The organism is Actinopolyspora lacussalsi subsp. righensis, assembly GCF_900116555.1.
GTDB classification, from domain to species: domain Bacteria; phylum Actinomycetota; class Actinomycetes; order Mycobacteriales; family Pseudonocardiaceae; genus Actinopolyspora; species Actinopolyspora lacussalsi.
In genome coordinates this window covers 330850-355096 of record NZ_FPAT01000003.1, presented here as the reverse complement: position 1 = coordinate 355096, position 24247 = coordinate 330850, and the positions used below count along the sequence as shown (strand labels likewise).

The 24247-nt window shown below is 67.2% G+C and carries 23 protein-coding genes; 21 read left to right on the top strand and 2 right to left on the bottom strand.

The window, feature by feature from the left end; translation table 11 throughout:
- Window positions 1–9 precede the first annotated feature (9 nt).
- From lysA to prmC, 8 genes are all read left to right on the top strand, one after another.
- Window positions 10–1428 carry a diaminopimelate decarboxylase gene (gene lysA, locus BM394_RS07780; protein WP_092976328.1) on the top strand — a complete coding sequence of 473 codons (1419 nt, stop codon included), beginning with the start codon at window positions 10–12 and terminating at the stop codon, window positions 1426–1428.
- On the top strand, window positions 1429–2733 hold the full coding sequence (locus tag BM394_RS07775; protein WP_092975930.1) for a homoserine dehydrogenase: 1305 nt from the start codon (window positions 1429–1431) through the stop codon (window positions 2731–2733).
- A complete protein-coding gene (gene thrC / locus BM394_RS07770) occupies window positions 2730–3821 on the top strand; it encodes a threonine synthase (protein WP_092975927.1) in 1092 nt (363 codons plus the stop codon). The genes BM394_RS07775 and thrC overlap by 4 nt, the downstream gene beginning before the upstream one ends.
- Window positions 3822–3892: 71 nt before the next feature.
- Entirely contained in the window at window positions 3893–4777 is an 885-nt protein-coding gene (gene thrB / locus BM394_RS07765) for a homoserine kinase (RefSeq protein ID WP_165400774.1), read from the top strand.
- Between the two features lie 1036 nt (window positions 4778–5813).
- Entirely contained in the window at window positions 5814–7844 is a 2031-nt protein-coding gene (gene rho / locus BM394_RS07760; RefSeq protein WP_092975921.1) for a transcription termination factor Rho, read from the top strand.
- Between the two features lie 427 nt (window positions 7845–8271).
- Entirely contained in the window at window positions 8272–8502 is a 231-nt protein-coding gene (gene rpmE / locus BM394_RS07755) for a 50S ribosomal protein L31 (RefSeq protein ID WP_092923946.1), read from the top strand.
- 81 nt (window positions 8503–8583) lie between these two features.
- Window positions 8584–9654: a peptide chain release factor 1 gene (prfA, locus tag BM394_RS07750; protein ID WP_092976325.1), complete on the top strand. Its 1071-nt coding sequence runs from the start codon at window positions 8584–8586 to the stop codon at window positions 9652–9654.
- Between the two features lie 177 nt (window positions 9655–9831).
- The gene (gene prmC, locus BM394_RS07745; RefSeq protein ID WP_092976322.1) at window positions 9832–10719 is read left to right on the top strand and encodes a peptide chain release factor N(5)-glutamine methyltransferase; all 888 of its coding nucleotides are present in this window, start codon (window positions 9832–9834) and stop codon (window positions 10717–10719) included.
- A 130-nt stretch (window positions 10720–10849) separates the two neighbouring features.
- Here prmC and BM394_RS07740 read toward each other — a convergent pair whose 3' ends face one another.
- Window positions 10850–11725, bottom strand: a complete 876-nt coding sequence (locus tag BM394_RS07740) for an alpha/beta fold hydrolase (RefSeq protein ID WP_092975919.1) — start codon at window positions 11723–11725, stop codon at window positions 10850–10852.
- Window positions 11726–11846: 121 nt separating this feature from the next.
- Between BM394_RS07740 and BM394_RS07735 the strand changes: the two genes are divergently transcribed.
- The 13 genes from BM394_RS07735 to BM394_RS07675 all read left to right on the top strand — a co-directional run bounded on the left by BM394_RS07735 (window position 11847) and on the right by BM394_RS07675 (window position 23140).
- On the top strand, window positions 11847–12494 hold the full coding sequence (locus BM394_RS07735; protein ID WP_092975916.1) for an L-threonylcarbamoyladenylate synthase: 648 nt from the start codon (window positions 11847–11849) through the stop codon (window positions 12492–12494).
- A 383-nt stretch (window positions 12495–12877) separates the two neighbouring features.
- A complete protein-coding gene (locus tag BM394_RS07730) occupies window positions 12878–14017 on the top strand; it encodes an MraY family glycosyltransferase (RefSeq protein WP_092975913.1) in 1140 nt (379 codons plus the stop codon).
- A 20-nt stretch (window positions 14018–14037) separates the two neighbouring features.
- Window positions 14038–14517: a Cg1360 family ATP-synthase-associated protein gene (locus tag BM394_RS07725; protein WP_092975910.1), complete on the top strand. Its 480-nt coding sequence runs from the start codon at window positions 14038–14040 to the stop codon at window positions 14515–14517.
- Window positions 14518–14795: 278 nt separating this feature from the next.
- Window positions 14796–15575 carry a F0F1 ATP synthase subunit A gene (gene atpB, locus BM394_RS07720; RefSeq protein ID WP_092923931.1) on the top strand — a complete coding sequence of 260 codons (780 nt, stop codon included), beginning with the start codon at window positions 14796–14798 and terminating at the stop codon, window positions 15573–15575.
- A 60-nt stretch (window positions 15576–15635) separates the two neighbouring features.
- Window positions 15636–15893 (top strand): ATP synthase subunit c family protein, encoded by a 258-nt coding sequence (locus BM394_RS07715; protein ID WP_092923928.1) that lies wholly within the window; start codon window positions 15636–15638, stop codon window positions 15891–15893.
- 33 nt (window positions 15894–15926) lie between these two features.
- Window positions 15927–16481 (top strand): F0F1 ATP synthase subunit B, encoded by a 555-nt coding sequence (locus tag BM394_RS07710; RefSeq protein WP_092923926.1) that lies wholly within the window; start codon window positions 15927–15929, stop codon window positions 16479–16481.
- A gap of 71 nt (window positions 16482–16552) precedes the next feature.
- A complete protein-coding gene (locus BM394_RS07705; RefSeq protein ID WP_092975907.1) occupies window positions 16553–17383 on the top strand; it encodes a F0F1 ATP synthase subunit delta in 831 nt (276 codons plus the stop codon).
- 78 nt (window positions 17384–17461) lie between these two features.
- Complete coding sequence (gene atpA, locus BM394_RS07700) at window positions 17462–19114, top strand: F0F1 ATP synthase subunit alpha (RefSeq protein WP_092923920.1); 1653 nt, start codon at window positions 17462–17464, stop codon at window positions 19112–19114.
- Window positions 19115–19124: 10 nt separating this feature from the next.
- Entirely contained in the window at window positions 19125–20045 is a 921-nt protein-coding gene (locus BM394_RS07695; protein WP_092923917.1) for a F0F1 ATP synthase subunit gamma, read from the top strand.
- A gap of 1 nt (window position 20046) precedes the next feature.
- Complete coding sequence (atpD, locus tag BM394_RS07690) at window positions 20047–21480, top strand: F0F1 ATP synthase subunit beta (protein ID WP_092975905.1); 1434 nt, start codon at window positions 20047–20049, stop codon at window positions 21478–21480.
- Window positions 21481–21635: 155 nt separating this feature from the next.
- Complete coding sequence (locus tag BM394_RS07685; RefSeq protein ID WP_092923911.1) at window positions 21636–22001, top strand: F0F1 ATP synthase subunit epsilon; 366 nt, start codon at window positions 21636–21638, stop codon at window positions 21999–22001.
- A gap of 12 nt (window positions 22002–22013) precedes the next feature.
- Window positions 22014–22469, top strand: a complete 456-nt coding sequence (locus BM394_RS07680; RefSeq protein ID WP_092975902.1) for a DUF2550 domain-containing protein — start codon at window positions 22014–22016, stop codon at window positions 22467–22469.
- Between the two features lie 197 nt (window positions 22470–22666).
- Entirely contained in the window at window positions 22667–23140 is a 474-nt protein-coding gene (locus BM394_RS07675; RefSeq protein WP_092975899.1) for a GNAT family N-acetyltransferase, read from the top strand.
- Window positions 23141–23597: 457 nt separating this feature from the next.
- On the opposite strand, the gene BM394_RS07670 is transcribed toward BM394_RS07675, so the two are convergent.
- Window positions 23598–24182 (bottom strand): cob(I)yrinic acid a,c-diamide adenosyltransferase, encoded by a 585-nt coding sequence (locus tag BM394_RS07670; protein ID WP_092975896.1) that lies wholly within the window; start codon window positions 24180–24182, stop codon window positions 23598–23600.
- Window positions 24183–24247: the final 65 nt, after the last annotated feature.

Sequence of the window (24247 nt, the reverse complement as noted above, 5' to 3'; positions counted from 1 at the left end):
AGGCGCATGATGCGCGCCCATCCAGCCGGGCCGAGGCACGCCGACGTCGCCGTGAACGCCGATGCCGCCGGACCGGCCCCCTCCTCCCCGGAGGAGACCAATCGACTGCACCCCGCCGTCTGGCCCCGCAACGCGACGCGGGGTGCCGACGGGGTTACCACCATCGCCGGATGCGACGTCCGGGAACTGGCCGAGCGGTACGGCACGCCGCTGTTCGTGCTCGACGAGGACGACTTCCGTGCCCGGTGCCGGGAGTACACCGCCGCGTTCGGCGATCCCGCCGCCGTGCACTACGCCGCCAAGGCGTTCCTGTGCACCGAGGTGGCCCGCTGGGTCGACCAGGAGGGCCTCGGGCTGGACGTCTGCAGCGGTGGCGAACTGCGAGTGGCGCTGCGAGCCGGCTTCCCACCGGAGCGCATCGCGATGCACGGCAACAACAAGTCAACGGCGGAGCTGACGTCCGCGCTCGAAGCCGGGGTCGGCGCGATCGTGCTCGACTCGTTCCACGAGATCGCCAGGCTGGAGCACCTCGCCGCCGAGCACGGTACGCGTCAGCGGGTGATGATCCGGCTGACCGTGGGCGTGGAGGCGCACACCCACGAGTTCATCGCCACCGCGCACGAGGACCAGAAGTTCGGTTTCTCGCTCGCCTCCGGCGACGCCGCCGAAGCGGCGCGCCGTGTGCTGAAGTCGGATTCGCTGCTGCTGGTGGGGCTGCACAGCCACATCGGCTCGCAGATCTTCGACGACAACGGTTTCGAACTGGCGGCACACCGGGTGATCGGTCTGCTGGCCGAACTGCGTGCCGAACACGGTGAGCGGGCGCTGGAGACGGTCGGAACGGTGGACCTCGGCGGTGGCCAGGGCATCGCCTACACCGCCGACGACGATCCGCTGCCGCCCGCCGAGCTCGCCGCCGGGCTGAACGAGATCGTGCGCAAGGAGTGCGCGGCGGCCGGGTTCGACCCGCCGCGGATAGCCGTCGAACCGGGTCGTGCCATCGCGGGACCCGGCACGGTCACGCTCTACGAAGTGGGCACGATCAAGGACGTCGCCCTCGACGGTGGGGCTTCCCGCCGCTACGTAAGCGTCGACGGCGGTATGAGTGACAACATCCGCACTTCGCTCTACGACGCCGCATACGACTGCCGACTGGTCTCGCGCGCCGGGGAACGGAGCGGTGCGTTGTCCCGCATCGTGGGCAAACACTGCGAATCCGGCGATGTGGTGGTGCGCGACAGCTGGATGCCCGAGGATGTCGCACCGGGGGATCTGGTGGCGGTGGCCGCCACCGGTGCGTACTGCTACGTGATGGCCAGCAATTACAACCGACTCCCCAAGCCCGCGGTCGTCGCGGTACGCGACGGGCAGTCGCGGTTGTTGCTCCGCAGGGAGACCGAGGACGACCTGCTTCGCCTGGAGGTGTGAGTGATCGAGGATCGGGAACCGATCAGGGTGGCGCTGCTGGGCTGCGGCACCGTCGGCACCGAGGTGGTGCGCCTGCTGCAGGAGTACCCCACCGAGTACGCCGCTCGAACCGGTGCGCCGGTTCGTGTCACCGGAGTGGCGGTACGTCGTCCGCACAAGCACCCCGATGTACCCGAGCAGCTGCTGACCACGGACGCCGCCGCCCTGGTGGAGGGCAGTGCGGACGTGGTCGTGGAGCTGATCGGCGGTATCGAACCCGCGCGTTCGCTGTTGCTGGCCGCGCTGCGCGCCGGTAAGTCCGTGGTGACCGCCAACAAGGCACTGCTGGCCGAGCACGGCTCGGAACTGTACGCGGCCGCCGACGCCAACGGGGTGGACATCTACTTCGAGGCGGCGGTGGCCGGGGCGATTCCGCTGCTTCGTCCGCTGCGGGAGTCGCTGGCGGGTGATCGCATCAACCGCGTGACCGGGATCGTCAACGGCACCAGCAACTACATCCTCTCCGCCATGGACTCCACGGGTGCCGGTTACGAGGAGACGCTGGAAGAGGCGGGCCGGCTCGGTTACGCCGAGGCCGACCCCACGGCAGACGTCGACGGATTCGACGCCGCCTCCAAGGCGGCCATCCTGGCTTCACTGGCCTTCCACACCAGGGTCGGCGCCGGTGACGTCCACCGGGAGGGGATCTCGGGTATCGGAGCCGGTGACATCGAGGCGGCACGCTCGCTGAACCGCACGGTCAAGCTGCTGGCCATCTGCGAGCGCGTGTTCGACGAGGACGGCACCGAGTCCGTATCCGCGCGCGTTCATCCGGCCATGATTCCGCGCGACCACCCGCTGGCCGGGGTCGGCGGGGCGTTCAACGCGGTCTTCGTCGAAGCCGAGTCCGCGGGGCAGCTCATGTTCTACGGGCAGGGAGCCGGTGGTGCTCCCACCGCCAGTGCGGTGCTGGGCGACCTCGTCGCCGCCGCCCGCAACGTGGTGGTTTCCGGCAAGGGACCGCGCGAGTCCGCGCACGCGCAGCTCCCCGCGCGTTCCATGGACTGGACTCCCACGCGGTACCACATCAGTCTGGACGTGGCCGACCGGCCGGGTGTGCTTTCCCAGGTGGCCGCCACGTTCAACGAGCACGACGTCAGTATCTCCGTGGTTCGACAGCAGGGCCGGGGGGCCGATGCCAGCCTCGTGGTGGTCACCCACACCGCCGCGGACTCCGCGCTGCGCGCCACCGTGGAACAGATCGCACGGCTCTCCTCGGTCAACGAGGTCGCCAGCGTTATGCGTGTGGAGGGTGAACCGTCTTGACCTCGCAAGCACAACTCGCGGCGTCCGGGGCAGGTACCGGTTGGCGTGGGATCATCGAAGCCTACGGTGACCGGATCGGCGTTCCCGACGACGCCGAGGTGGTGACCCTGTACGAGGGCAACACCCCGCTGGTGCCCGCCCCGTACCTCTCGGAACTGACCGGTTGCCGGGTCCTCGTCAAGGTCGAGGGGGCCAATCCGACCGGTTCGTTCAAGGACCGCGGTATGACGATGGCGATGACCCACGCCAAGGCCGCGGGCATGCGTGCCGTGATCTGCGCTTCCACCGGCAACACCTCGGCCTCGGCGGCGGCCTACGCCACACGCGCCGGAATGACCTCGGCCGTGCTCGTGCCGCAGGGCAAGATCGCCATGGGCAAGCTCGCCCAGGCCGTGGTGCACGGCGCGCGCATCCTGCAGGTGCGGGGAAGCTTCGACGACTGCCTGGAACTGGCGCGCAAAACGGCGGTGGAGTACCCGGTGACGCTGGTCAACTCCGTCAATCCGGTTCGGTTGGCGGGCCAGAAGACGGCGGCTTTCGAGATCTGCGACGCCCTCGGCACGGCACCGGACGTGCACTGCCTCCCGGTGGGCAACGCGGGAAACATCACCGCCTACTGGGCCGGTTACCGCCAGTACGCCGACGAGGGGCGCAGCGATCGCGCCCCGGCGATGTTCGGTTTCCAGGCCGCCGGCGCCGCACCGCTGGTTTCCGGTGAGCCCGTCGCGTCGCCCGAAACCGTGGCCACAGCGATCCGTGTCGGCAGCCCGGCCTCCTGGGCCGGGGCGGTGGACGCCAAGAACGCCTCGAACGGGTTGTTCGAGGCGATCACCGACGAGCGGATCCTGGAGGCTTATCGGCTGCTGGCCTCGAAGGAGGGCGTTTTCGTGGAGCCCGCCTCGGCTTCGAGCATCGCCGGGCTGCTCGCCACCTCGGCCGACGGCCGGTTGCCGAGCGGTTCCACTGTTGTGTGCACGGTCACCGGGCACGGCCTCAAGGATCCGGACACCGCGTTGGCCGACATGGTGGAGGTGGAGCCTCTCCCGGTCGATCCGGATGCGGTGGCCACGGCTCTGGAGCTGTCTTGAGTTCCGGTGCCGTCCTTCCCTCCGGTTACGACGCCGAATCGGCCGCGGGTGGAACGGATTCCGCTTTCCGGGTGACCGTTCCCGCTTCCACCGCGAATCTCGGTTCCGGGTTCGACACGCTGGCCGTGGCGTTGGCACTGCACGATGTCGTGGAGATCACCCGCACCGATGCCGCACCGCGGACCGCGCGTGTCGAGGTCACCGGCTCCGGCGCCGGTGAGGTCCCCGTCGACGAGAGTCACCTGGTGGTTCGGGTGCTGCACGCGACCATGGATCGACTCGGTGTTTCACCGCCCGCGCTGCGGCTGCGTTGCACGAACGCCGTACCGCACGCGCGGGGGCTCGGTTCGTCCGCCGCCGCGATCGTCGCGGGGGTGGCAGCCGGTTATCGGCTGGCCGGGCTCGACGTTCGCGCCGAGCCGGTTCGTGCGGAGGCGCTGCGACTGGCGGCCTCCTACGAGGGACACGCCGACAATGTCGCGGCGGCGCTGTTCGGCGGGTTGATCGTCGCGTGGAATGTGGAAAATCGTTATCGATCCGTTCGACTGGAACCGCATTCGGAGCTGGCTCCCGTGGTGTTCATCCCCGGCGTGGAGTCCGCCACTCACACGATGAGGGGGTTGCTGCCGGAGACGGTGCCGCACTCCGACGCGGTGTTCGCCGCCGGGCGCACGGCTCTGGCCGTGCACGCGCTGACCACCGAGCCGGAACTGCTGCTCGAAGCCACCGAGGACCGGCTGCACCAGGAGTACCGTGGGCCCGCGATGCCGGAAACGCTGGAACTCGTCCACCGGCTCCGGAATAACGGAGTGCCGGCCGTCGTTTCCGGGGCAGGCCCCACGGTGTTCGCCCTGCCACCCGGCGGTGAGCTTCCCGATTCGTCGGTGGTGGGGGACTTCGAGGTCAGGCGGCTGGATGTGGACCGGACCGGCGTGCGGGTCGACCGGATGAGTTGACCGGGGCGGTGGTCACCGGCCTCGTCCGTCGCTCGTCCTCGGGGCGGTGACGCCGGTCCCAACTCGTCCCCGATGGGGTTTCCCGGCAGGTGTTCCGTGACGGTGGATCCCGATCGGGGCCGGGGTCGTGGTGGCCGGTGTTTCGAGTGGTATAAAGGGAATGTCGGCATCGCCGTCGTCGGACCGGCGGTCCTGCGAGGCCCGGGGCACGGTAGCCGGGGCCGGTGAATTCCCGTGCTGTCGCACCGGGTTCGTGGTTCGGCGGGTGAGACCGACAGACTCGTGACCGAGTAGGGGACGCTCCAGCTGTGGGCGTGTCATGCTCTTGGTTGTTGCACCGGAGTGACTCGGCGTATACCCTCAAGGTCAATCAGTCACCGGGCGCATCGGCGCCGGTGCCTTGCCCGGGAGCTTCTTTCCGGGATGCATCCCTCGCTGTGAATCGACTGCACCTTACGGGTGAAGATCAGGACGGCGGGTGGCCGATCGCGGTGGCCGAGGCAGGAGTTGTCAACTCAATGGGGTTCGCGTCGTCGAGTCGAACTTCACGCAGTTGCCGGTGTCGGACTGGGAGCTCTGGCGTTACGGATTGTGGTTCCGCACGGCAGTCACGAATAACTCGGTGACCACAGTGGAGGTTTCGGCCTCTCTGGTCACCGTATTCCGCGACCGCGCGGGATCGCGCTCCGAACGAACAGTGCGGACCTCCTCGACATCGGTCGATTCGGTGAGTCCGGTAACGAGTGAGCAGCAAGGTACGCATCCGGGAGTGGTGAACGGACACGGTCACGGTTGTTCCGGCAGGTGGTGGTACCGCTGTGGACGAGTGATATCACCACGGGTGCGCGAGTCGGGCGCCTCCGCTGCCCGGTGCTGCCGGTTTTCGAGTGGGTGCCGACACCACGCGCGCCGGGTGTCCTCGTCGAGTTCATTCGATAAAGGGGCCGGTAGCACTACAAGGCCGCTCGTGTTCGCAGCGAGCGGGGTAATCCGCTGGGCCGCGTAGGAGGCGCGGATCCGGTCAGGAAGGACATTCGTGAGCAACACCGATCTGTTGAGCAGCGAGACGACCAACGGCGTCTCTCCGTCCGGCCGGCAGGAGTCCGAGTCGCAGCAGGCAGCCTCCGGATCAGGAACCAACGGCAGCGCACGCCGCCGGGGTGGCCTGTCGGGCATGGTGCTCGCCGAACTGCGGCAACTCGCCGACGAATTGGGGATCGACACCACGGGCTTGCGTAAGGGCGACCTGATCGCCGCAATCAAGGAGCGCCAGGGAGGTACCGCCGCGCCACGCCAGGCGGAGTCCGGTACCCGTCAGCCGACTCTCGACCAGCAGGCGGCCCCGGAGAACAACACCCAGGACACCGAAAGCCGAGGCACCAAGGGTCAGCAGACCAAGGGTCGAGGCGGCAGGGATCAGGGCGCCGGGAACCGGACGGCGGAGCGGACCTCCGGCAAACCCGCCGCGGGCTCGCCCTCCGATAAGGACGATGCCCAGGACCCGGCCACCGAATCCGGCACCGAGAAACGCTCCAACGGTTCCGCACCGAATCGGGGCGGTTCACGTCGCTCCGGTAACGACGGATCCGGTGAGGAGGGACGTCGGAACAACCGTCGTCGCCGTTCCTCGCAGCGTCCGTCCGGCAACCAGGACCAGGACGAGCGCGGCGACCGCAACGACCGGGGCGGCGGCGCGGACGGCGGGGGTCGGGCGGAACGCACCGACAACCGCCAGGATCGCCAGGACCGCCAGGACGGCGGTAACGGTGACAGGCAGGAGAACCGTCGGGACGGTCGTGGCGACAACAACCGCAACGACAACAACAGGCAGGACGACGAGGATCGCGGCAACAGGCGCAGCCGTCGTTTCCGGGACCGCAGACGCGGGCGTGGCCGCGGCGACAACGAGCCCGAGGTGCGCGACGACGACGTGCTGCTACCCGTGGCAGGCATCCTCGACGTGCTGGAGAACTACGCGTTCGTCCGGACCTCCGGCTATCTCGCCGGACCCAACGACGTCTACGTCTCGCTCTCGCTCGTTCGCAAGTACGGACTGCGTCGTGGCGACGCCCTCAAGGGTGTGGTCCGGCAGCCGCGCGAGGGTGAGCAGCAACGGCAGAAGTTCAACCCGCTGGTGCGGGTCGACGCCATCAACGGGCTGGAGCCCGAGGCCGCCAAGAAGCGTTCGGAGTTCCACAAGCTCACTCCGCTCTACCCCAACGAACGGCTCCGCCTGGAAACCGACCCGCAGGGTATGACCAGCAGGGTTATCGACCTGGTCATGCCCGTCGGCAAGGGGCAGCGTGCGTTGATCGTCTCCCCGCCGAAGGCGGGCAAGACGATGATCCTGCAGTCGATCGCCAACTCGATCACCACGAACAACCCCGAGTGCCACCTGATGGTCGTGCTCGCCGACGAGCGCCCCGAAGAGGTCACCGACATGCAGCGCTCGGTCAAGGGTGAGGTCATCGCCTCCACCTTCGACCGTCCGCCGTCGGACCACACCACGGTCGCCGAGCTCTCCATCGAGCGTGCCAAGCGGCTGGTCGAGATGGGACACGACGTGGTGGTGCTGTTGGACTCGATCACGCGTCTCGGCCGTGCCTACAACCTCTCCGCGCCGGCGTCCGGACGGATCCTGTCCGGTGGTGTGGACTCCACGGCGCTGTATCCGCCCAAGCGGTTCCTGGGTGCGGCACGCAACATCGAGAACGGCGGTTCGCTGACCATTTTCGCCACCGCGCTGGTGGAAACCGGTTCCGCCATGGACACCGTGATTTTCGAGGAGTTCAAGGGAACCGGCAACGCCGAGCTCAAGCTCGACCGCAAGCTGGCCAACAAGCAGCTGTTCCCGGCGGTGGACGTGGACGCCTCCAGCACTCGTAAGGACGAGCTGCTGATGTCGTCCGACGAACTGGCCGTGCACCAGAAGCTGCGCCGGGTGCTGGCGGCGTTGGACACGCAGCAGGCTCTCGAACTGGTCCGGGACCAGTTGCGCAAGACCCGTACCAACATCGAGTTCCTCACCCAGGTCGCCAAGACCACTCCGGGCAAGGAGGACGAGTAGGGGAGCGCGTGGGACGGGCTGTGTCGGTGGTGCGGTGAGCCGTCGCGAAGCGGTTCCCACCGCTTCTCGGGGATGCCGAACCGACGTAGCGACACAAGCCCGACCCAAGCTCGACCCTTGCGGCTCGTGGAGCCCGTGACGAAATTCGCGGGGGCAGGCCGTGCCCGGCCCGTGAGGTCACGTGAGGTTTCGCCTCGCGGCGTTGGGCCGCTCTCGAGTGGCGCGAGCTACGGGGAATCGACGAGCAGCTGGCGCGGGCGGTTCACATCGTCCCCGGGCGCGCCTCCTCCGGGAATACCCACGCTGCTTCGGGCGTTGCCGAGCAGCGGTCCCCGGTCTGACAGAATCGGGACCTGTTCCGGTTCCGGTGCCGGTTCACCTCCGGTTGACACCGCGAGGACCCGGTGCCACGAAGAGAGGACGAGACATGAAGAGCGACATTCATCCCGAGTACGTCGAGACCCAGGTCATCTGCGACTGCGGGCACAGCTTCACCACCCGCAGCACCAAGACCAGCGGGCACATCAGCGTCGAGGTCTGCTCCAACTGCCACCCGTTCTACACGGGCAAGCAGAAGATCCTGGACACCGGCGGCCGCGTGGCCAAGTTCGAGGCTCGGTACGGTCGTCGTCCGCAGAACGCTCGCACCAAGAAGTAGCCGGGTCCGCGGCGCCCGCCGTTTCGACAACGTGGCGGGCGCCGTTCTCGTATCGGACTCGTAGCGAAAGTGGGGAGCACCGTGGAGACGTCGAGGCTCGAGGAGTTGCTCGCCGAGTACACCGAGCTTGAAGGGCGGCTCGCGGATCCGGACGTGCATGCCGACCAGGCGCGGGCCCGTAAGCTCGGTAAGCGACACGCCGAGTTGACTCCGATCGTGCGCACGGCGCGAGAGCTCGAGAACGCCCGCTCCGACCTGGCCACCGCACGGGAACTCGCCGACGAGGATCCCGGTCTGGCCAGTGAGGCCGAGCAGCTCGAGCAGCGGATTCCGGAACTGGAGGACAGGCTCGCCGAACTGCTGGCGCCGCGGGATCAACGCGACGGCTCCGATGTCGTGCTGGAGATCAAGTCCGGCGAGGGTGGCGAGGAGTCGGCACTGTTCGCCGGTGATCTGCTCCGGATGTATCTGCGGTTCGCCGAGCGGCAGGGTTGGCATGCCGAGATACTCGGCGCCACCGAATCCGACCTCGGCGGGTACAAGGACGTCATCGCCACGGTCAAGTCCAAGGGCGAGCCCGGTCTCGAAGGAGTTTGGTCCAAGCTCAAGTTCGAGGGCGGGGTGCACCGGGTGCAGCGTGTTCCCGTCACCGAGTCGCAGGGACGAGTGCACACCTCCGCCGCCGGCGTGCTGGTTTACCCGGAGCCGGAGGAGGTCGAGGTCGAGGTCGACGAGAAGGACCTGCGCATCGACGTCTACCGTTCCTCGGGCCCCGGCGGACAGAGCGTGAACACGACCGACTCCGCGGTGCGGATCACACACCTGCCCTCGGGTGTCGTGGTGGCTTGCCAGAACGAGAAGTCGCAGCTGCAGAACAAGCTGCGCGCCATCCAGGTGCTGCGCGCTCGGCTGCAGGCCATGGCCGAGGAAGAGGCCGAACGCGAGGTGGCGGAGACACGACGCAGCCAGGTCCGTACCGTGGATCGCTCGGAGCGGGTGCGCACCTACAACTTCCCGGAGAACCGGATCTCCGACCACCGCATCAACTTCAAGGCGTACAACCTCGACCACGTGCTCGAAGGTGAGTTGGATTCAGTGCTCGGCGCGTTGCGTGAGGCCGATCGGAACGAACGGATGCAGGCCGGGGTCTGATTCCGGTTTTCCGCCCGATCCGCCGGTCGGGGCCCGTGAGTCCGTCCGTGCTCGACCACCGGGAACACCGGGCCTCGGTCGGTCCGTTCTCGGACGTCTCCGAAGCCTCCGGGGCAGCGCACGGTGATTCTCGCCGAACTCGCCCTCCGCGAGCATCCTGAAAGGATCGTTACCACCGTGGAACGAAAGCCGTTGCGGTTGGCCATCCTGGAAGGCGAGCGCGTGTTGGCAGCGGCGGGGATTCCCAGTCCACGTGCCGATGTGGAGTCACTCGCGGCTCACCTGCTCGGTGTCGAGCGCCCTCGGTTGCTGCTGCTGCCACCCCTCGAACCCGCCGTGCTCGACTCGTTGCAGGAGTTGGTACGTCGCCGCGCGGAGCGCGTCCCGCTGCAGCATCTGACCGGTACTGCCGCGCTGGGGAGCACGACGCTCTCCGTCGGCCCCGGCGTGTTCGTGCCTCGCCCGGAAACCGAGCAGTTGCTGGAATGGGCATTGACCCGCATCCGGTCGGTGCGTGACCCCCTCGTGGTCGATCTGTGCAGTGGATCCGGTGCGCTCGCGCTGGCCGTCGCCCGGCAGCGCACCGACGCTCGCGTGCTTGCCGTGGACAACGATCCGGCCGCGTTGGAATGGGCTCGGCACAACGCCGACTCGCTCCGTGCCACCGCGGACACCTCCGTGGAGGTGGTCGCCGGGGACGTCACCGACCCCACCCTGCTCACCGGGTTCGACGGGATCGTCGACCTGGTGGTCTGCAATCCGCCCTACGTGCCGGAAGGCACTCCGGTGCCTCCGGAGGTGTGGGAGTACGACCCGTACGCGGCGGTCTTCGCCGGTCGTGACGGTCTCGAGATCGTGCCGCACGTGCTGACGCGTGCCATCGGCCTGCTGCGTCCCGGTGGTGTTCTCGCGGTCGAGCACGACGACACGCACGCCGAGGCGGTGCCCGCGCTCATGAACGACAGCGGGACGCTGACCGAGGTGCAGGATCATTCGGATCTGGCGGGGCGGCCTCGTTTCGCCACGGCCGAGAAGAAACCCCAGGGCCCCTCCGGGAGCTCGTGACGGAGCTCCCGCGCGCGGTCGGGCAGCCGTGCACGTGAGTCCGCGCCCCGCGGCGCGGCGATTTCGCGAGAAATCGACGCCGCCCCGAAGCGGTTCCGGCGATCCGAATCAAGGCTTCCCGCCGCGTGAGTCAGGGCTTCCCGCCGCGGTTGAGGAATTCCCGCAGCGCGGCGTTGAACTCGCCGGGTTTCTCGCGGTGGCACCAGTGGCCGGCTTCGGTGAGCACCCGCAGTTCCGAGCCCGGCATGACATCGGCCGCCGTTCGGGAGACCTGGAACGGAACCTGCCGGTCGGCCGCACCGTGGATCAGCATGGTCGGGCAGCGGACACGGTCCAACAGCGGCAGGTGGTTGACCCGCATGCTCCGGCTACCCACCGCCTCGAAAAGCCAGTCGGAGAACACCGAATCCGTCCCACGAAGTTCCGCGAGAACTTCGTCGAGCAACTGTTCGAGATCGGCCACGCGTCCGGGTGCGTGCAGCACACCACGACTCAGGTATCGCCGACACGTCCCGCGGGAAAGCTTCGCCAGCCTCGCGATCGCCGGTCCCGCGACGCGGGATCGCAGCATCAGATACATCGGCAGTTGTCCGGCGATCCGGTGTCGCAGGCCGCCGGAGGCGACGAGTACGAGTCCGCTGACCCGCCGCGGATAGCGCAGTGTGAAACCCGTCACCGCACTGCCCCCGGTGGACAGTCCCACCAGCACCGCCCTCTCGACCCCCCAGAGATCCAGCAGCCAGTGCAGTATCTCCTCCATCGTGCGCTGACCGACCCGGCCCGACCAGTTCCGGCTGCCACCGTGCCGGGGAAGATCCGGGACGAAGACGCGGTGGTCCGCCGCCAGGGCCGGAATCGTGTGCCGCCAACTGATCATCGCGTTGTCGACGCCGCCACCGTGCACCAACACGATCGCGGGGCCCGTCGTGCCTGCCCGGTAGTAGCGGATCGTGCCCGCCGGGAACTCGGCGTGTTCGGTCGCCGCGCCCTGTGGTGGAGCGGTCATGGGGTGTCCTCCTGGAACCGTTGTCGTCCCTGGCGAGGGAGATCGCCCGGACATGTTGCCCGATGCGCGGGTGAGGTACCACTCGCAGCCGAGTTTCGGGCGCGTGCCAGGATTTGGGACCGTGAGCACGGTCTATGATTGCGACAGCCCGGACGGTCGCAGTGCCGGCCTGAGCAGGGCTGCGAGTTCGTTGCGCGGCGGTGGACTGGTTGTCCTGCCGACCGACACGGTTTACGGAATCGGTGCGGACGCGTTCGACCCGGAGGCGGTCCGCGCATTGCTCTCGGCGAAGGGACGCGGCCCCGACATGCCCGTTCCGGTGCTGGTTGGCTCTTGGAACACCGTCGACGGGTTGGTCATGTCCGTGCCGCGGCAGGCCAGGGCACTCATCGAGGCGTTCTGGCCCGGTGGGCTTTCGCTGGTTCTACCGCAGGCACCCTCCCTGTCCTGGGACCTGGGGGAGACCCGCGGCACGGTCAACCTCCGGATGCCGCTGCACCCGGTGGCTCTGGATCTGTTGCGCGAGGTCGGCCCCATGGCTGTTTCGAGTGCCAACACCACCGGCAATCCCCCCGCCGCCACCGTGGAGCAGGCGCGGGAGCAGCTCGGTGAGGCCGTTCCGGTCTATCTGGACGGCGGACCCTCCGGCGAACCCGTCGCTTCCACGATCGTGGACCTTACCGGGGATCAGCCGCGGGTGCTGCGTGAAGGAGCGGTCGGTCGGGACGAGCTGGCCGCCGAACTTGGTGTCGAGCTACCGGTGGAGTAACGCGCCGTTCGTCTCGTGCGGCTGTTCGTCCGACCCGCTCCTCCCGCGGACGGGTGAGTAGCCGCTGCGTGGAACTCGTGTCACTCTGCGCCGTGCGGGGTATTGACCTGCTGAAACGGTGCCGCGGTGATGTCCCGAGATCGTCGGTGCGGACCCGCGCGGCGTGCCGCACCGCTTCTCGATAGCGTGAACGAGCGTGCGCGGCCAGTGGACGACGCCTTCGTCCCGTGCCGCGCGGTTGTCGGCAACAGCGCGTCGGCGCGGTTGCGCCGGTTTTCGTGTTCGCCCCGGAAAATGACGAGGAGCAACCAACGGTGACTGTGCTGTCGTGGGATCAAAGCGGTGTCGTACGCCACGTTCCCACGCACGGCTAGGTGGCGACGATGGATACCGTCCCCTCCTGGGCGCCGGTCGGGGTGCCCGCACGCGAGTACTTGCTGGTGTGCCTGACTTCCGCGGCCGTGACTTTCCTGCTCACCGGGCTGATCCGGATTTTCGCCATCCGCGGCCGGGCCGTGGCGCATCCCAGACGCCGGGACGTGCACTCGACCCCCATCCCCAGGATGGGCGGGGTCGCGATGTACTTCGGCGTGCTCGGCGGCATGTTCCTCGCCGGTAACCTGCCCGCTCTCTCCCGCGGGTTCGACTACTCCAACGACGCGCTCGCCGTGATCTTCGCCGGTGGGCTGATCACGCTCGTCGGCGCGCTGGACGACCGCTTCGAACTCGATTCGTGGACCAAGCTGGCTGGTCAGGTCACCGCGGCGGGGATTCTGGTGCTGATGGGTGTGCAGTGGTACATGCTGCCCGGCGGCCAGGGCGGTGAGTCCGGTTCGGTGCTGGTGCTCAGCGGAAACCAGGGGCAGCTGCTGACGGTGCTGTTGACCGTGGCCATGGTCAACGCGATGAACTTCGTCGACGGGTTGGACGGTCTCGCCTCCGGCATAGGTCTGATAGCCGCCAGCGCGACCTGTGCGTTCTGCCTGGGGCTGCTCAACGACCAGGGTGGCGACGTCACGGCTTATCCGCCCGCGCTCATCGCGGCGACCATAGCCGGTGCCTGTCTCGGTTTCCTGCCGCACAACTTCCAGCCCGCCCGCATCTTCATGGGTGACTCGGGATCCATGCTGATCGGGCTGATGCTCGCCTCGGCCAGCACCACCGCCGCGGGCAAGATGGACCCCACGAGCCTGGACGCCTTCGGACTGTTCGCTCCGTTGTTGGTGGTGGCGGCGGTGCTGTTCGTGCCGCTGCTGGACCTGAGCCTGGCCGTGGTGCGCAGGACCAGGGCGGGTAAGAGCCCGTTCCACGCCGACAAGATGCACTTGCACCACCGGCTGCTGGAGCTGGGGCACTCGCAGCGGCGTGCGGTGCTGCTCATCTATCTGTGGGCCGGGGTGGTCGCGTTCGGTGCCGTCTCGCTCACGCTGTTCGACGATATGCTCCTCGTGGCATGGGCTGTGGGTTTCGCGGTGCTCGTAGCGGGTACCGTATCCGCGATACCCCGAATGAGGACCAAGTAGAACTTCGCGGCGGGAGAGTGATGACGGAAGCGACCGGAACGCCCGACGACACCGACCGGCCCACGGCCGAGGAGACGAATCCACACGCCCGGACGGTGCGCCGGTTGGCCGCGGCCATGCTTCGCGCCGCCGTGCTGCCGGGTGCCCTGGCCGTGCTGTTGTGCACGGTCGTCGCCGCTTTCCTGACAGGGATGCCGGGGCTGCTGGGCGGGTTGATCGGTGGCGCGGTGGCTTTCGGTTCGTCGCTGCTCACGCTGTGGTTGATGCGAAGTACGGCCGATTTTCACCCGATGTTCGTGATGGTGGCCGCGCTGGGCGGCTACATCGGGAAGATGATCGTGCTGTTCGTGGTGGTGACCCTGCTGCGTGGGCTCGACTTCGTCCACGTGGATGCCGTGGCGCTGACGATACTGGTCACGGTCCTGGTGTGGACCGCGGCCGAGGTGCGCGGCTTCCGCAAAACCAGGACCCCCACGATCGCGGTGGCGGACCGCTCCTGAACGAACCGACTCGCCCCGGGGCACTCGTCCTGGCGTGTGGGCGTTACGACCGTTTTATTACCGAATGGTAGGGTTCGCTGCGCAGGTAACTCGGGTTTCGACGCGAGTACGTCCTCCGCTCCCGGGAGTAGTGGTCCGTCCCGTGGGGCTTGCCTGGCGGAACCTGCCCGGTGGGAGGGCCCCTTAGTCCTCGATCGTGTATCAGGTACGTTGAGTGCAAATCGTGACGATTCCCCCGGTGGAGTTAGCTCCAGCCGGGAGAACCGGAAGGAGCCCAGTTGGGCGCGCTGGTGTTGAGCCAGGGCGGAACTTTCGAGCCGCCCGGTGTCGATAGCTTTTTCCTCCCGCCGATCTTTGGTGAAGTCACCAAGCCGATCGTGCTCGTAGTGCTCTCGGCTGTCATCGTCGGTGCGTACTTCTTGATTGCCACCCGCAATCTCAAGTTGGTACCTGGCAAGGCTCAGTTCGCGGCGGAGTACATCTACGACTTCAGCAGGAACACGATCGCCAGGGATCAGATCGGGGCGCAGCACTTCCGCCCCTTCATCGGGCTGATCTTCGGGCTGTTCACCTTCATCCTGGTGAACAACCTGTTCGGGATCATTCCGCTGATCCAGTACCCCACGATGGCCAAGATCGGTTTCCCGATCGCACTGTTCCTCATGGTCTACGTCGTTATCCACACCGTGGGATTCCGGCGGCACGGCTTCCTGGGGTACTTCAAGCATGTGATGTTCCCCCCGGGGGTACCCAAGCCGGTCTACGTTCTGCTGGCCCCCATCGAGTTCCTGCAGAAGTTCCTGTTCCAGCCGGCGGCGCTGGCCATCCGAGTCTTCGCGGCCATGTTCGCCGGACACCTCATTCTGCTGGTGTTCACCCTCGGTGGGCAGTTCCTGCTGCTCGAGGGGAGTGCGCTGCTCAAGCCGGTTTCCATCGTCAGCTTCGCCTTCGCGATCCTTCTGACCTTCGCCGAGGCCTTGATTCAGGTCTTGCAGGCGTACATTTTCGCGGTGCTCACCGCCAACTTCATCGGTGCCGCACTCGCGCAAGACCACTGAAGGACAGATCGAGACCTCACGATCCGCGAGTTATGCGGACCGAGTTGAAAGGTAGTAACAGTGAGCAACATCGTTCTTGCACAGGCTGCGGAGACCGCAAGCAACATCAACCCTGGTCTGGCCGCCATCGGCTACGGCCTCGGTGCGATCGGTCCCGGTATCGGCGTTGGTCTGATCTGGTCGGCCGTTATCAACGGAACCGCTCGCCAGCCCGAGGCGCAGGGCCAGCTGATGGGTATCGCCTGGATCTCCTTCGTTCTGGTCGAGGTGCTGGCGCTGATCGGTCTGGTCATCTACTTCATCGCTTCCGCCGCCTGAGTCTGACAGCTTGACGGGTTGGGAGAAGTCCTGATGGAGAACAAGATGGTGCTGGCAGCGGAGGGCCACAATCCGATTCTGCCCGCTCCGGCCGAGATAATCGTCGGTTTCGTCGCGTTCGCCGCCCTCCTCTTCGTGCTCTACAGGTACGCCGTTCCACGCTTCGAGAAGGTCTACCAGGAGCGCAGCGAACGGATCGAGGGTGGCATCGCCCGTGCCGAGGAGGCGCAGGCCGAGGCACAGCGCACCCTGGAGCAGTACAAGGCACAGCTCGCCGAGGCACGCGCGGAGGCCGCCAGGATTCGCGACGACGCCCGTGCCGAGGGGCAGCAGATCCTGGACGAGATGCGTTCGCAGGCTCAGGAGGAGAGCGACCGCATCATCAGCCAGGGTCAGGCACAGCTCGCCGCGCAGCGTTCGCAGGTCATCGCGGAGCTGCGTGAGGATCTCGGCAGGCAGGCCGTTGATCTGGCGAGCAAGGTCGTCGGTGAATCCCTCGAGGACGAGGCCCGGCGGCGCGGCACGGTGGACCGGTTCCTGGACGAGCTGGACGCCGCTTCCGCCCCGTCGACGTCGGCCAACAGCTGAACGGTTCCGACCGTTCGGTCGAAGGTCGAAGGGACGTAAGTGATGGGCCCAGGAGAGAAAGGCGTGCAGAGTTGAGCACCCTCGTGAACGCCGCGAGTCGCGATGCCCTGGCAGCTAGCGAGCTGCAGCTGTTGCAGGCCACTGACGGGGCAGGACCCGCGGAGATCACCGGGCTCGCCGAGGAGTTGTTCGGGGTCGCCGCGCTGTTGCGCGGCGAGTCCGCCCTGCGGCGTGCTCTTGCCGATGCCGCCACCCCCGCTGAGTCCAGGCAAGGTTTGGTCCGCGAACTGCTGACCGATCACCTCGGTGCACGGGCGCTGCCGGTGGTCACCGAGGCGGTGGGAGTTCGCTGGTCGTACCCCGGTGACCTGGTGCACGGTCTCGAACGGCTCGCCCGTGTCGCGCTGCTGGTGCAGGCCGAGCGTGCGGGCAGGCTCGACGCGGTCGAGGACGAGCTGTTCCGGCTGGGCCGCATCATCGGCGGTCAACCCGAGCTGGAACGGCTGTTGTCGGACCCCGCGGCCGATGCCACCGGTAAGGGAGCCGTCATCCAACAGCTGGTCGGCGGCAGGGTCGAGGACGTGACCGAGCGACTGGTTCGGCAGTTGGTCGAGCAGTCGTCGGGGCAGCACCTCAGCGAAGGGCTGGAGGAGCTGGCCGAGCTTTCCGCCAAGCGGCGGGAACGTTCGGTCGCCCACGTTCGCTCGGCGATTCCGCTCAGCGACGAGCAGCAGCAGCGATTGGCCAGTACCCTGCAGCGCATATACGCGCGGCCGATTGCGGTACACCTGGAAGTGGACCCGCAAATCGGTGGTGGGCTGGTCATCCGGGTCGGTGAGGAAGTCATCGACGGCAGCACGTCCGGACGGCTGCAGGCACTGCGGCGCGACCTCTCCGACTGACGGACGGCATACCCGAGTCCGTCGTCGGAAGGGGCCGGACCCCCTTTCCACAGAACGAAGCGAGAGCAGGAACGAGACATGGCGGAGCTGACGATCTCGTCGGACGAGATCCGCAGTGCGATCGAGAAGTACGTCTCCAGCTACTCACCCGAGGTCAGCCGCGAGGAGGTCGGGGTCGTCACGGACACCGGTGACGGCATCGCCCATGTCGAGGGTCTGCCTTCGGTCATGACCGAGGAACTGCTGGAGTTCCCCGGCGGCATCTACGGCGTCGCGATGAACCTCGAGGCGCAGTCGATCGGTGCGGTCATCCTGGGTCAAGCCGACCAGATCGAGGAGGGCCAGGAAGTCAGGCGCACCGGCAAGGTGATGTCTGTACCGGTTGGCGACAACTTCCTCGGCCGCGTGGTCAACGCGGTCGGTGAGCCCATGGACGGGCTCGGCGACATCGAGGCCGAGCAGAACCGCGACCTGGAACTGCAGGCCGCTTCGGTCGTCCAGCGCCAAGAGGTCAACGAGCCGATGCAGACCGGCATCAAGGCCATCGACTCCATGACCCCGATCGGCCGTGGCCAGCGCCAGCTGATCATCGGTGACCGCAAGACCGGCAAGACCACGGTCGCGCTCGACACCATCATCAACCAGAAGAGCAACTGGGAGAGTGGCGACGCGGAGAAGCAGGTTCGCTGCGTCTACGTCGCGATCGGTCAGAAGGGCTCGACCATCGCGGCGGCGAAGCGTTCGCTGGAGGAAGCGGGCGCGATGGACTACACCACCATCGTCGCCGCCCCCGCGTCGGACTCCCCGGGTCTGAAGTGGCTGGCCCCCTACGCGGGATCGGCCATCGGTCAGCACTGGATGTACCAGGGCAAGCACGTGCTGATCGTCTTCGACGACCTCTCCAAGCAGGCCGAGGCCTACCGTGCGATCTCGTTGCTGCTGCGGCGTCCGCCCGGTCGTGAGGCCTATCCCGGCGACGTGTTCTACCTGCACTCCCGGCTGCTGGAGCGTTGTGCCAAGCTGCACGACGACCTGGGCGGTGGTTCGATGACCGGTCTACCGATCATCGAGACCAAGGCCAACGACGTGTCGGCCTACATTCCCACCAACGTCATCTCCATCACCGACGGACAGTGCTTCCTGCAGTCGGATCTGTTCAACTCCGGGCAGCGCCCCGCCATCGACGTCGGTATCTCGGTGTCCCGTGTCGGTGGTTCCGCGCAGCTCAAGGCGATGAAGACCGTCACCGGTTCGTTGAAGATCGACCTGGCGCAGTACCGTGAGCTGGAGGCCTTCTCCGCGTTCGCCTCCGACCTGGACGCCGCCTCCAAGGCGCAGCTCGATCGTGGTGCGCGCCTGATGGAGATCCTCAAGCAGGGTGAGGGTTCGCCGTTCCCCGTCGAGGAAGAGGTCGTCTCGCTCTACCTGGGCACGAAGGGGCACCTGGACGACGTCCCGACCGCCGACGTGCGTCGGTTCGAGTCCGAGTTCCTGGCGCACATGCGGCGCAACCAGGACACGGTGCTCAAGGACATCGTCGAGAGCAAGAAGCTCTCCGACGACGGTGTCCGGGCCATCGAGGACTCCGTCACGGAATTCAAGAAGCAGTTCACCACCTCGGAAGGCGGTGCTGCGCTCCCGCAGCACGACGAGGCCGGCACCGTGGAGGCCGACGAGGTCGCCCAGGAGACGGTGAAGGTCAACCGCCCCGCCGGGGACAGCGAGAAGTGACCGGGTAGCTATGGCTCAGCTTCGCGAACTACGAGACCGCATCCGGTCGGTGCAGTCGACCCGGAAGATCACCAAGGCGCAGGAGCTCATCGCCACCTCGCGGATCACGCGGGCACAGGCGAGGGTGGAGGCCTCCAGGCCCTACGCCGAGGAGATCACCAGGGTGCTGACCGCGCTGGCCGATGCCAGCCCACTCGATCATCCGCTGTTGGTCGAGCGGGAGAACTCCAAGCGCTCCGCCGTGCTGGTCGTCACCAGTGATCGCGGCTTCTGTGGTGCCTACAACGCCAACGTGATCCGCGCGGCGGAGGAGCTGCAGAACACGCTGCGGCAGCAGGGCAAGACCCCGTTGCTGTACGTGATCGGACGCAAGGGTGAGGCGTACTACCGATTCCGCAACCGGGAGATCACCAAGAGCTGGAGCGGTTTCACCGATCGGCCGGACTACGCCAACGCTGCGGACGTCGGTGAGACCTTGGTGAATGCCTTCATGCAGGGCACCGAAGAGGCCAAGCATCGGGAGACGCCCGAGGACGTGCTGGGCGTGGACGAGATCCATCTGGTGCACACCGAGTTCGTCTCGATGCTCACCCAGCGTCCGATCATCCGGCGCGTCGCTCCGCTGGAAGTGGAGTACACCGAATCGCAGGGACTGCGACCGGCATACGACTTCGAGCCGGACGCCTCGACCCTGTTCCGGGAGCTGCTTCCGAAATACATCAACACCCGCCTGTTCGCCGGGTTGCTGGATTCGGCTGCCTCCGAGCACGCCGCGCGCCGTACCGCCATGAAGTCGGCCACGGACAACGCGGACGAGATCGTGCAGAACCTCAGCCGTGAGGCAAACCGGGCGCGCCAGGCCCAGATCACCCAGGAAATCAGCGAGATCGTCGGTGGTGTCGAGGCGCTCTCGTCTGCAGGAAGTGAGTGACATGACTGCAACTGCCACTAGCACTGCTACTGGCACCGGTCGCGTCGTCCGGGTCCTCGGCCCGGTGGTGGACGTCGAGTTCCCCCGCGATCACGTGCCGGACCTGAACAACGCGCTGTCCGTGGAGATCACGGCAGTGGGGATGTCGAACAACGTCACGCTCGAGGTCGCGCAGCACCTCGGTGACAACGTGGTGCGCACCATTTCGATGCAGCCCACCCAGGGCCTCGTGCGTGGCGCGCCGGTCACCGACAGCGGTTCCCCCATCTCCGTGCCGGTCGGTGACGTGGTCAAGGGCCACGTGTTCAACGCCCTCGGCAACTGCCTGGACGAGCCCGGTTACGCCTCCGACGCGGAGCGTTGGAGTATCCACCGGAACCCGCCGACCTTCGACAAGCTCGAGGGCAAGACCCAGTTGCTGGAGACCGGCATCAAGGTCATCGACCTGCTGACTCCCTACGTGCAGGGCGGCAAGATCGGCCTGTTCGGTGGTGCCGGTGTGGGTAAGACGGTGCTCATCCAGGAGATGATCCGCCGTGTCGCCAAGAACTTCGGTGGCACCTCGGTGTTCGCCGGTGTCGGTGAGCGTACCCGTGAGGGCAACGACCTCTGGGTCGAGATGTCGGAGTCCGGCGTGCTGGCCGACACCGCGCTCGTGTTCGGTCAGATGGACGAGCCGCCGGGCACCCGTATGCGGGTGGCGCTGTCCGGGCTCACGATGGCGGAGTACTTCCGCGACGTGCAGAACCAGGACGTGCTGCTGTTCATCGACAACATCTTCCGGTTCACCCAGGCCGGGCAGGAGGTCTCCACCCTGTTGGGCCGGATGCCCTCCGCGGTCGGCTACCAGCCGACCCTGGCCGACGAGATGGGTGCGCTGCAGGAGCGGATCACCTCCACGCAGGGGCGTTCCATCACCTCCATGCAGGCGATCTACGTGCCCGCGGACGACTACACCGACCCGGCGCCCGCGACCACGTTCGCCCACCTGGACGCGACGACCGAGCTGTCCCGGTCGATCACTCAGAAGGGGATCTACCCGGCGGTCGACCCGCTGACCTCCACCTCCAGCATCCTCGACCCCGGCATCGTCGGGGACGACCACTACCGGGTGGCCCAGCAGGTCAAGCAGATCCTGCAGAAGTACAAGGAGCTGCAGGACATCATCGCGATCCTGGGTATGGACGAGCTCTCCGAAGAGGACAAGGTCACCGTCAACCGGGCGCGCCGGATCGAGCGTTACCTGTCGCAGAACTTCTTCGTGGCCAAGCAGTTCACCGGCCAGGAGGGCTCCTTCGTGCCGTTGAAGGAGACCATCGAGGCGTTCGACAAGCTCTGCAACGGTGACTTCGACCATTACCCGGAGCAGGCGTTCCTGTCCATCGGTGGGCTCGAGGACCTGCAGCAGGCCTACGAGAAGTACAACCAGGAGTGATCGGGTAGTCACCCGTTGCTTCGACGGATCGCGGGTGTCGGGACTCCCGGCACCCGCGCCGTGTTCGGGACGGTTCGAACCACGGTGATGCCGCTGTTCGGGCGTGCCCGATCCATCGGATAGACTACGACGACACACCGACGAAGGAGACACGCGTGGCCGAGATGTCCGTCGAGCTGGTCGCCGTGGAGCGCCGACTCTGGTCCGGTACCGCGACCAGCGTGGTTGCTCAGACGACCGAAGGTGTAATCGGCATCCTGCCCGGACACGAGCCGATGCTCGGTCAGTTGGTCGAAGGGGGAGTCGTAAAGATCACGACCCCCGATCACGAGACCGTCACCGCCGCGGTGCACGGTGGTTTCCTCTCGACCTCGAACGGCGTCGTCAGCGTTCTCGCGGAGTCGGCGGAGCTGGCTCAGGAGATCGACGTGGCCGCCGCACGGCGTGATGCCGAGGGCGATGATGAACAGGCCAGGGTGCGGGCCAGGTCACGGCTGCGAGTGGCGGGCTACTCCGTCTGACGGCCACGACGAATGAGCCCCTCGATCCTGCTGCTTGCCCTCGTGCTCGGCTCGGCGGTTGTCGTCGTGCTGGCCGTGCTCGGCGGTCTGCTGCTGGCGCGTCGGCGGTTGGGCAAGCTCAAGGCGGGGGGCATCGAGGTCGCACTGCGGGTCCACCGCGGTGAACCCGGTCGGGGCTGGCATCTGGGGGTCGCGCACTACCACGGCGAGGAGTTCGCCTGGTATCGCGCGTTGAGTTTGCGTTCCGGCCCCGACTGGGCACTCAACCGAGGCGACATGGAGATCGCCGCTCGGCGCAGCCCCAGTACCGCCGAGACCTACACCATGCCCGCCGGATCGCTGGTGGTACACCTGAGCCGACCCGGCGACGACATCGAGATCGCGATGGGCAACGACGCGTTGACGGGTTTTCTCTCCTGGATGGAGTCGGCGCCGCCCAGCAGTGTCGCCCCCTGGGCCGGGCATTGAGGTTTTCCGCCCGGGTTGCCGGGGTGTTGCTGTGGCGGAACCTCTCGCACGGCTCTCGCCCAGCGGCGCGGCGATTTCGCGAGAAATTGACGCCCACCCCGCCGTGCTGTCCCACCCCGCCGTGCCGTCCCAGCGGGGGCGGAAACTTCCGGAGAATTCCGTGGTGGACTGCGAGACGCATTGCTTAGCATGGCGAAGTGCGAATCGAGATCTGTCGCTACGATCATCCCGACGCGGGTGAACTCGTCCGTCAGGTGCAGCAGGAGTACGTCCACCGCTACGGTGGGCCCGACAGCACGCCGCTGCTGCCCGAGGACTTCCTGCCGCCGCGTGGACTGTTCCTGATCGGCTACCGCTCCGAGCTTCCGGTGGCGATCGGTGGCTGGCGTTCGCAGGACTCCGACGTCGACGGATTCGAGGACGGCGACGCCGAGATGAAGCGGATGTACGTGGTTCCGGAAGCACGTGGCTCCGGCCTCGCGCGGGCGGTTCTCGCCGAGCTGGAGGACACCGCCGCACGAGCCGGCCGGAAGCGTATGGTCCTGGAGACCGGGCTGCAGCAGCCCGAGGCGATCGGTCTGTACGAGTCGTCCGGTTATCACGAGATAGCCAAGTTCGGGGTGTACCGCGACGAGCCCGACAGCAGATGCTTCGCCAAGGAACTCAACTAGACCTTGGAAAGGTGCTCTGGTGCGGTGGTCGGGTAGCCGGCACGTGAGTCGGTGCCTTGCGGCGTTGGGCCGGCTGTCGAGCAGCGATCTACGCGGCGAGCGGCCCGGCCTCGCGATGCATCCGACTCACGCACCGGGGACATCCCCGCTGCGATCCACACGGTCGCGTCTCGACGGACGGTCCCGGTGCGGCGATTTCGCGAGAAGTCGACGCCGCCCCGAGGTCGGGTGGCGGAACCTCGCGCACGGCTCTCGCCGCGGGGAGGCCCGACATCGGGTAGCGACCTACACAACGTCGGGCCTTCCTCACGAGAGCCGCACGCGAGAACCCGCGGCGGTGCGAGCTGCGGGTTTGGTGGGAAATCGGCGCTGGGAGCGCCGATTGATGGATCTGCCTTCACCGCGATACCGACGGCGGGAAGTCGATCCACCTGAGGGAAGTCGAACCGGCTTCGGGTCATGACTCCTGTTCCGCGTTGCCACCGGGACGCCACAGGACGTCGCCCGCCGGGTTCGCCACGCGGGCGAGAATGAACAGCAGGTCGGAGAGCCGGTTGAGATACTTGGCCGGTGCCTCGTTGGTGTCCTCCGGATGGGCGTCGAGCAGCCGCCAGGCCGAACGCTCGGCCCGCCGAGCCACACAACGGGCCTGGTGCAGCAGCGCACCACCGGGAGTGCCCCCGGGGAGTATGAACGACTCCAGCTTGCCCAGCCGCTCGTTGTACTCGTCACACCAGCTCTCCAGCCGCGACACGTAGCTCGGCTGTACTCGCAGCGGTGGATACTTCGGTTCCACCAGTACTGGGGTGGCCAGATCCGCCCCGACGTCGAACAGGTCGTTCTGCACCGAACGCAGCACGTCGTGCACGTCAGCGTCGAAGGTGGCGGTGGCCAGGGCGACACCGAGCACGGAGTTGGTCTCGTCCACGTCCGCGTAGGCTTCCAGCCGCGGATCGGTCTTCGACACCTCGGAGTTGTCCGAGAGCCGGGTGGTACCCGAGTCGCCGGTACGCGTGTAGATCTTGGTCAAGTGCACGCTCATGCGTGCAAGCCTATGCGTCCTCGACCCTCGAACCGTTTCGGCGGCCGTTTCGGGGTATCGGTGGG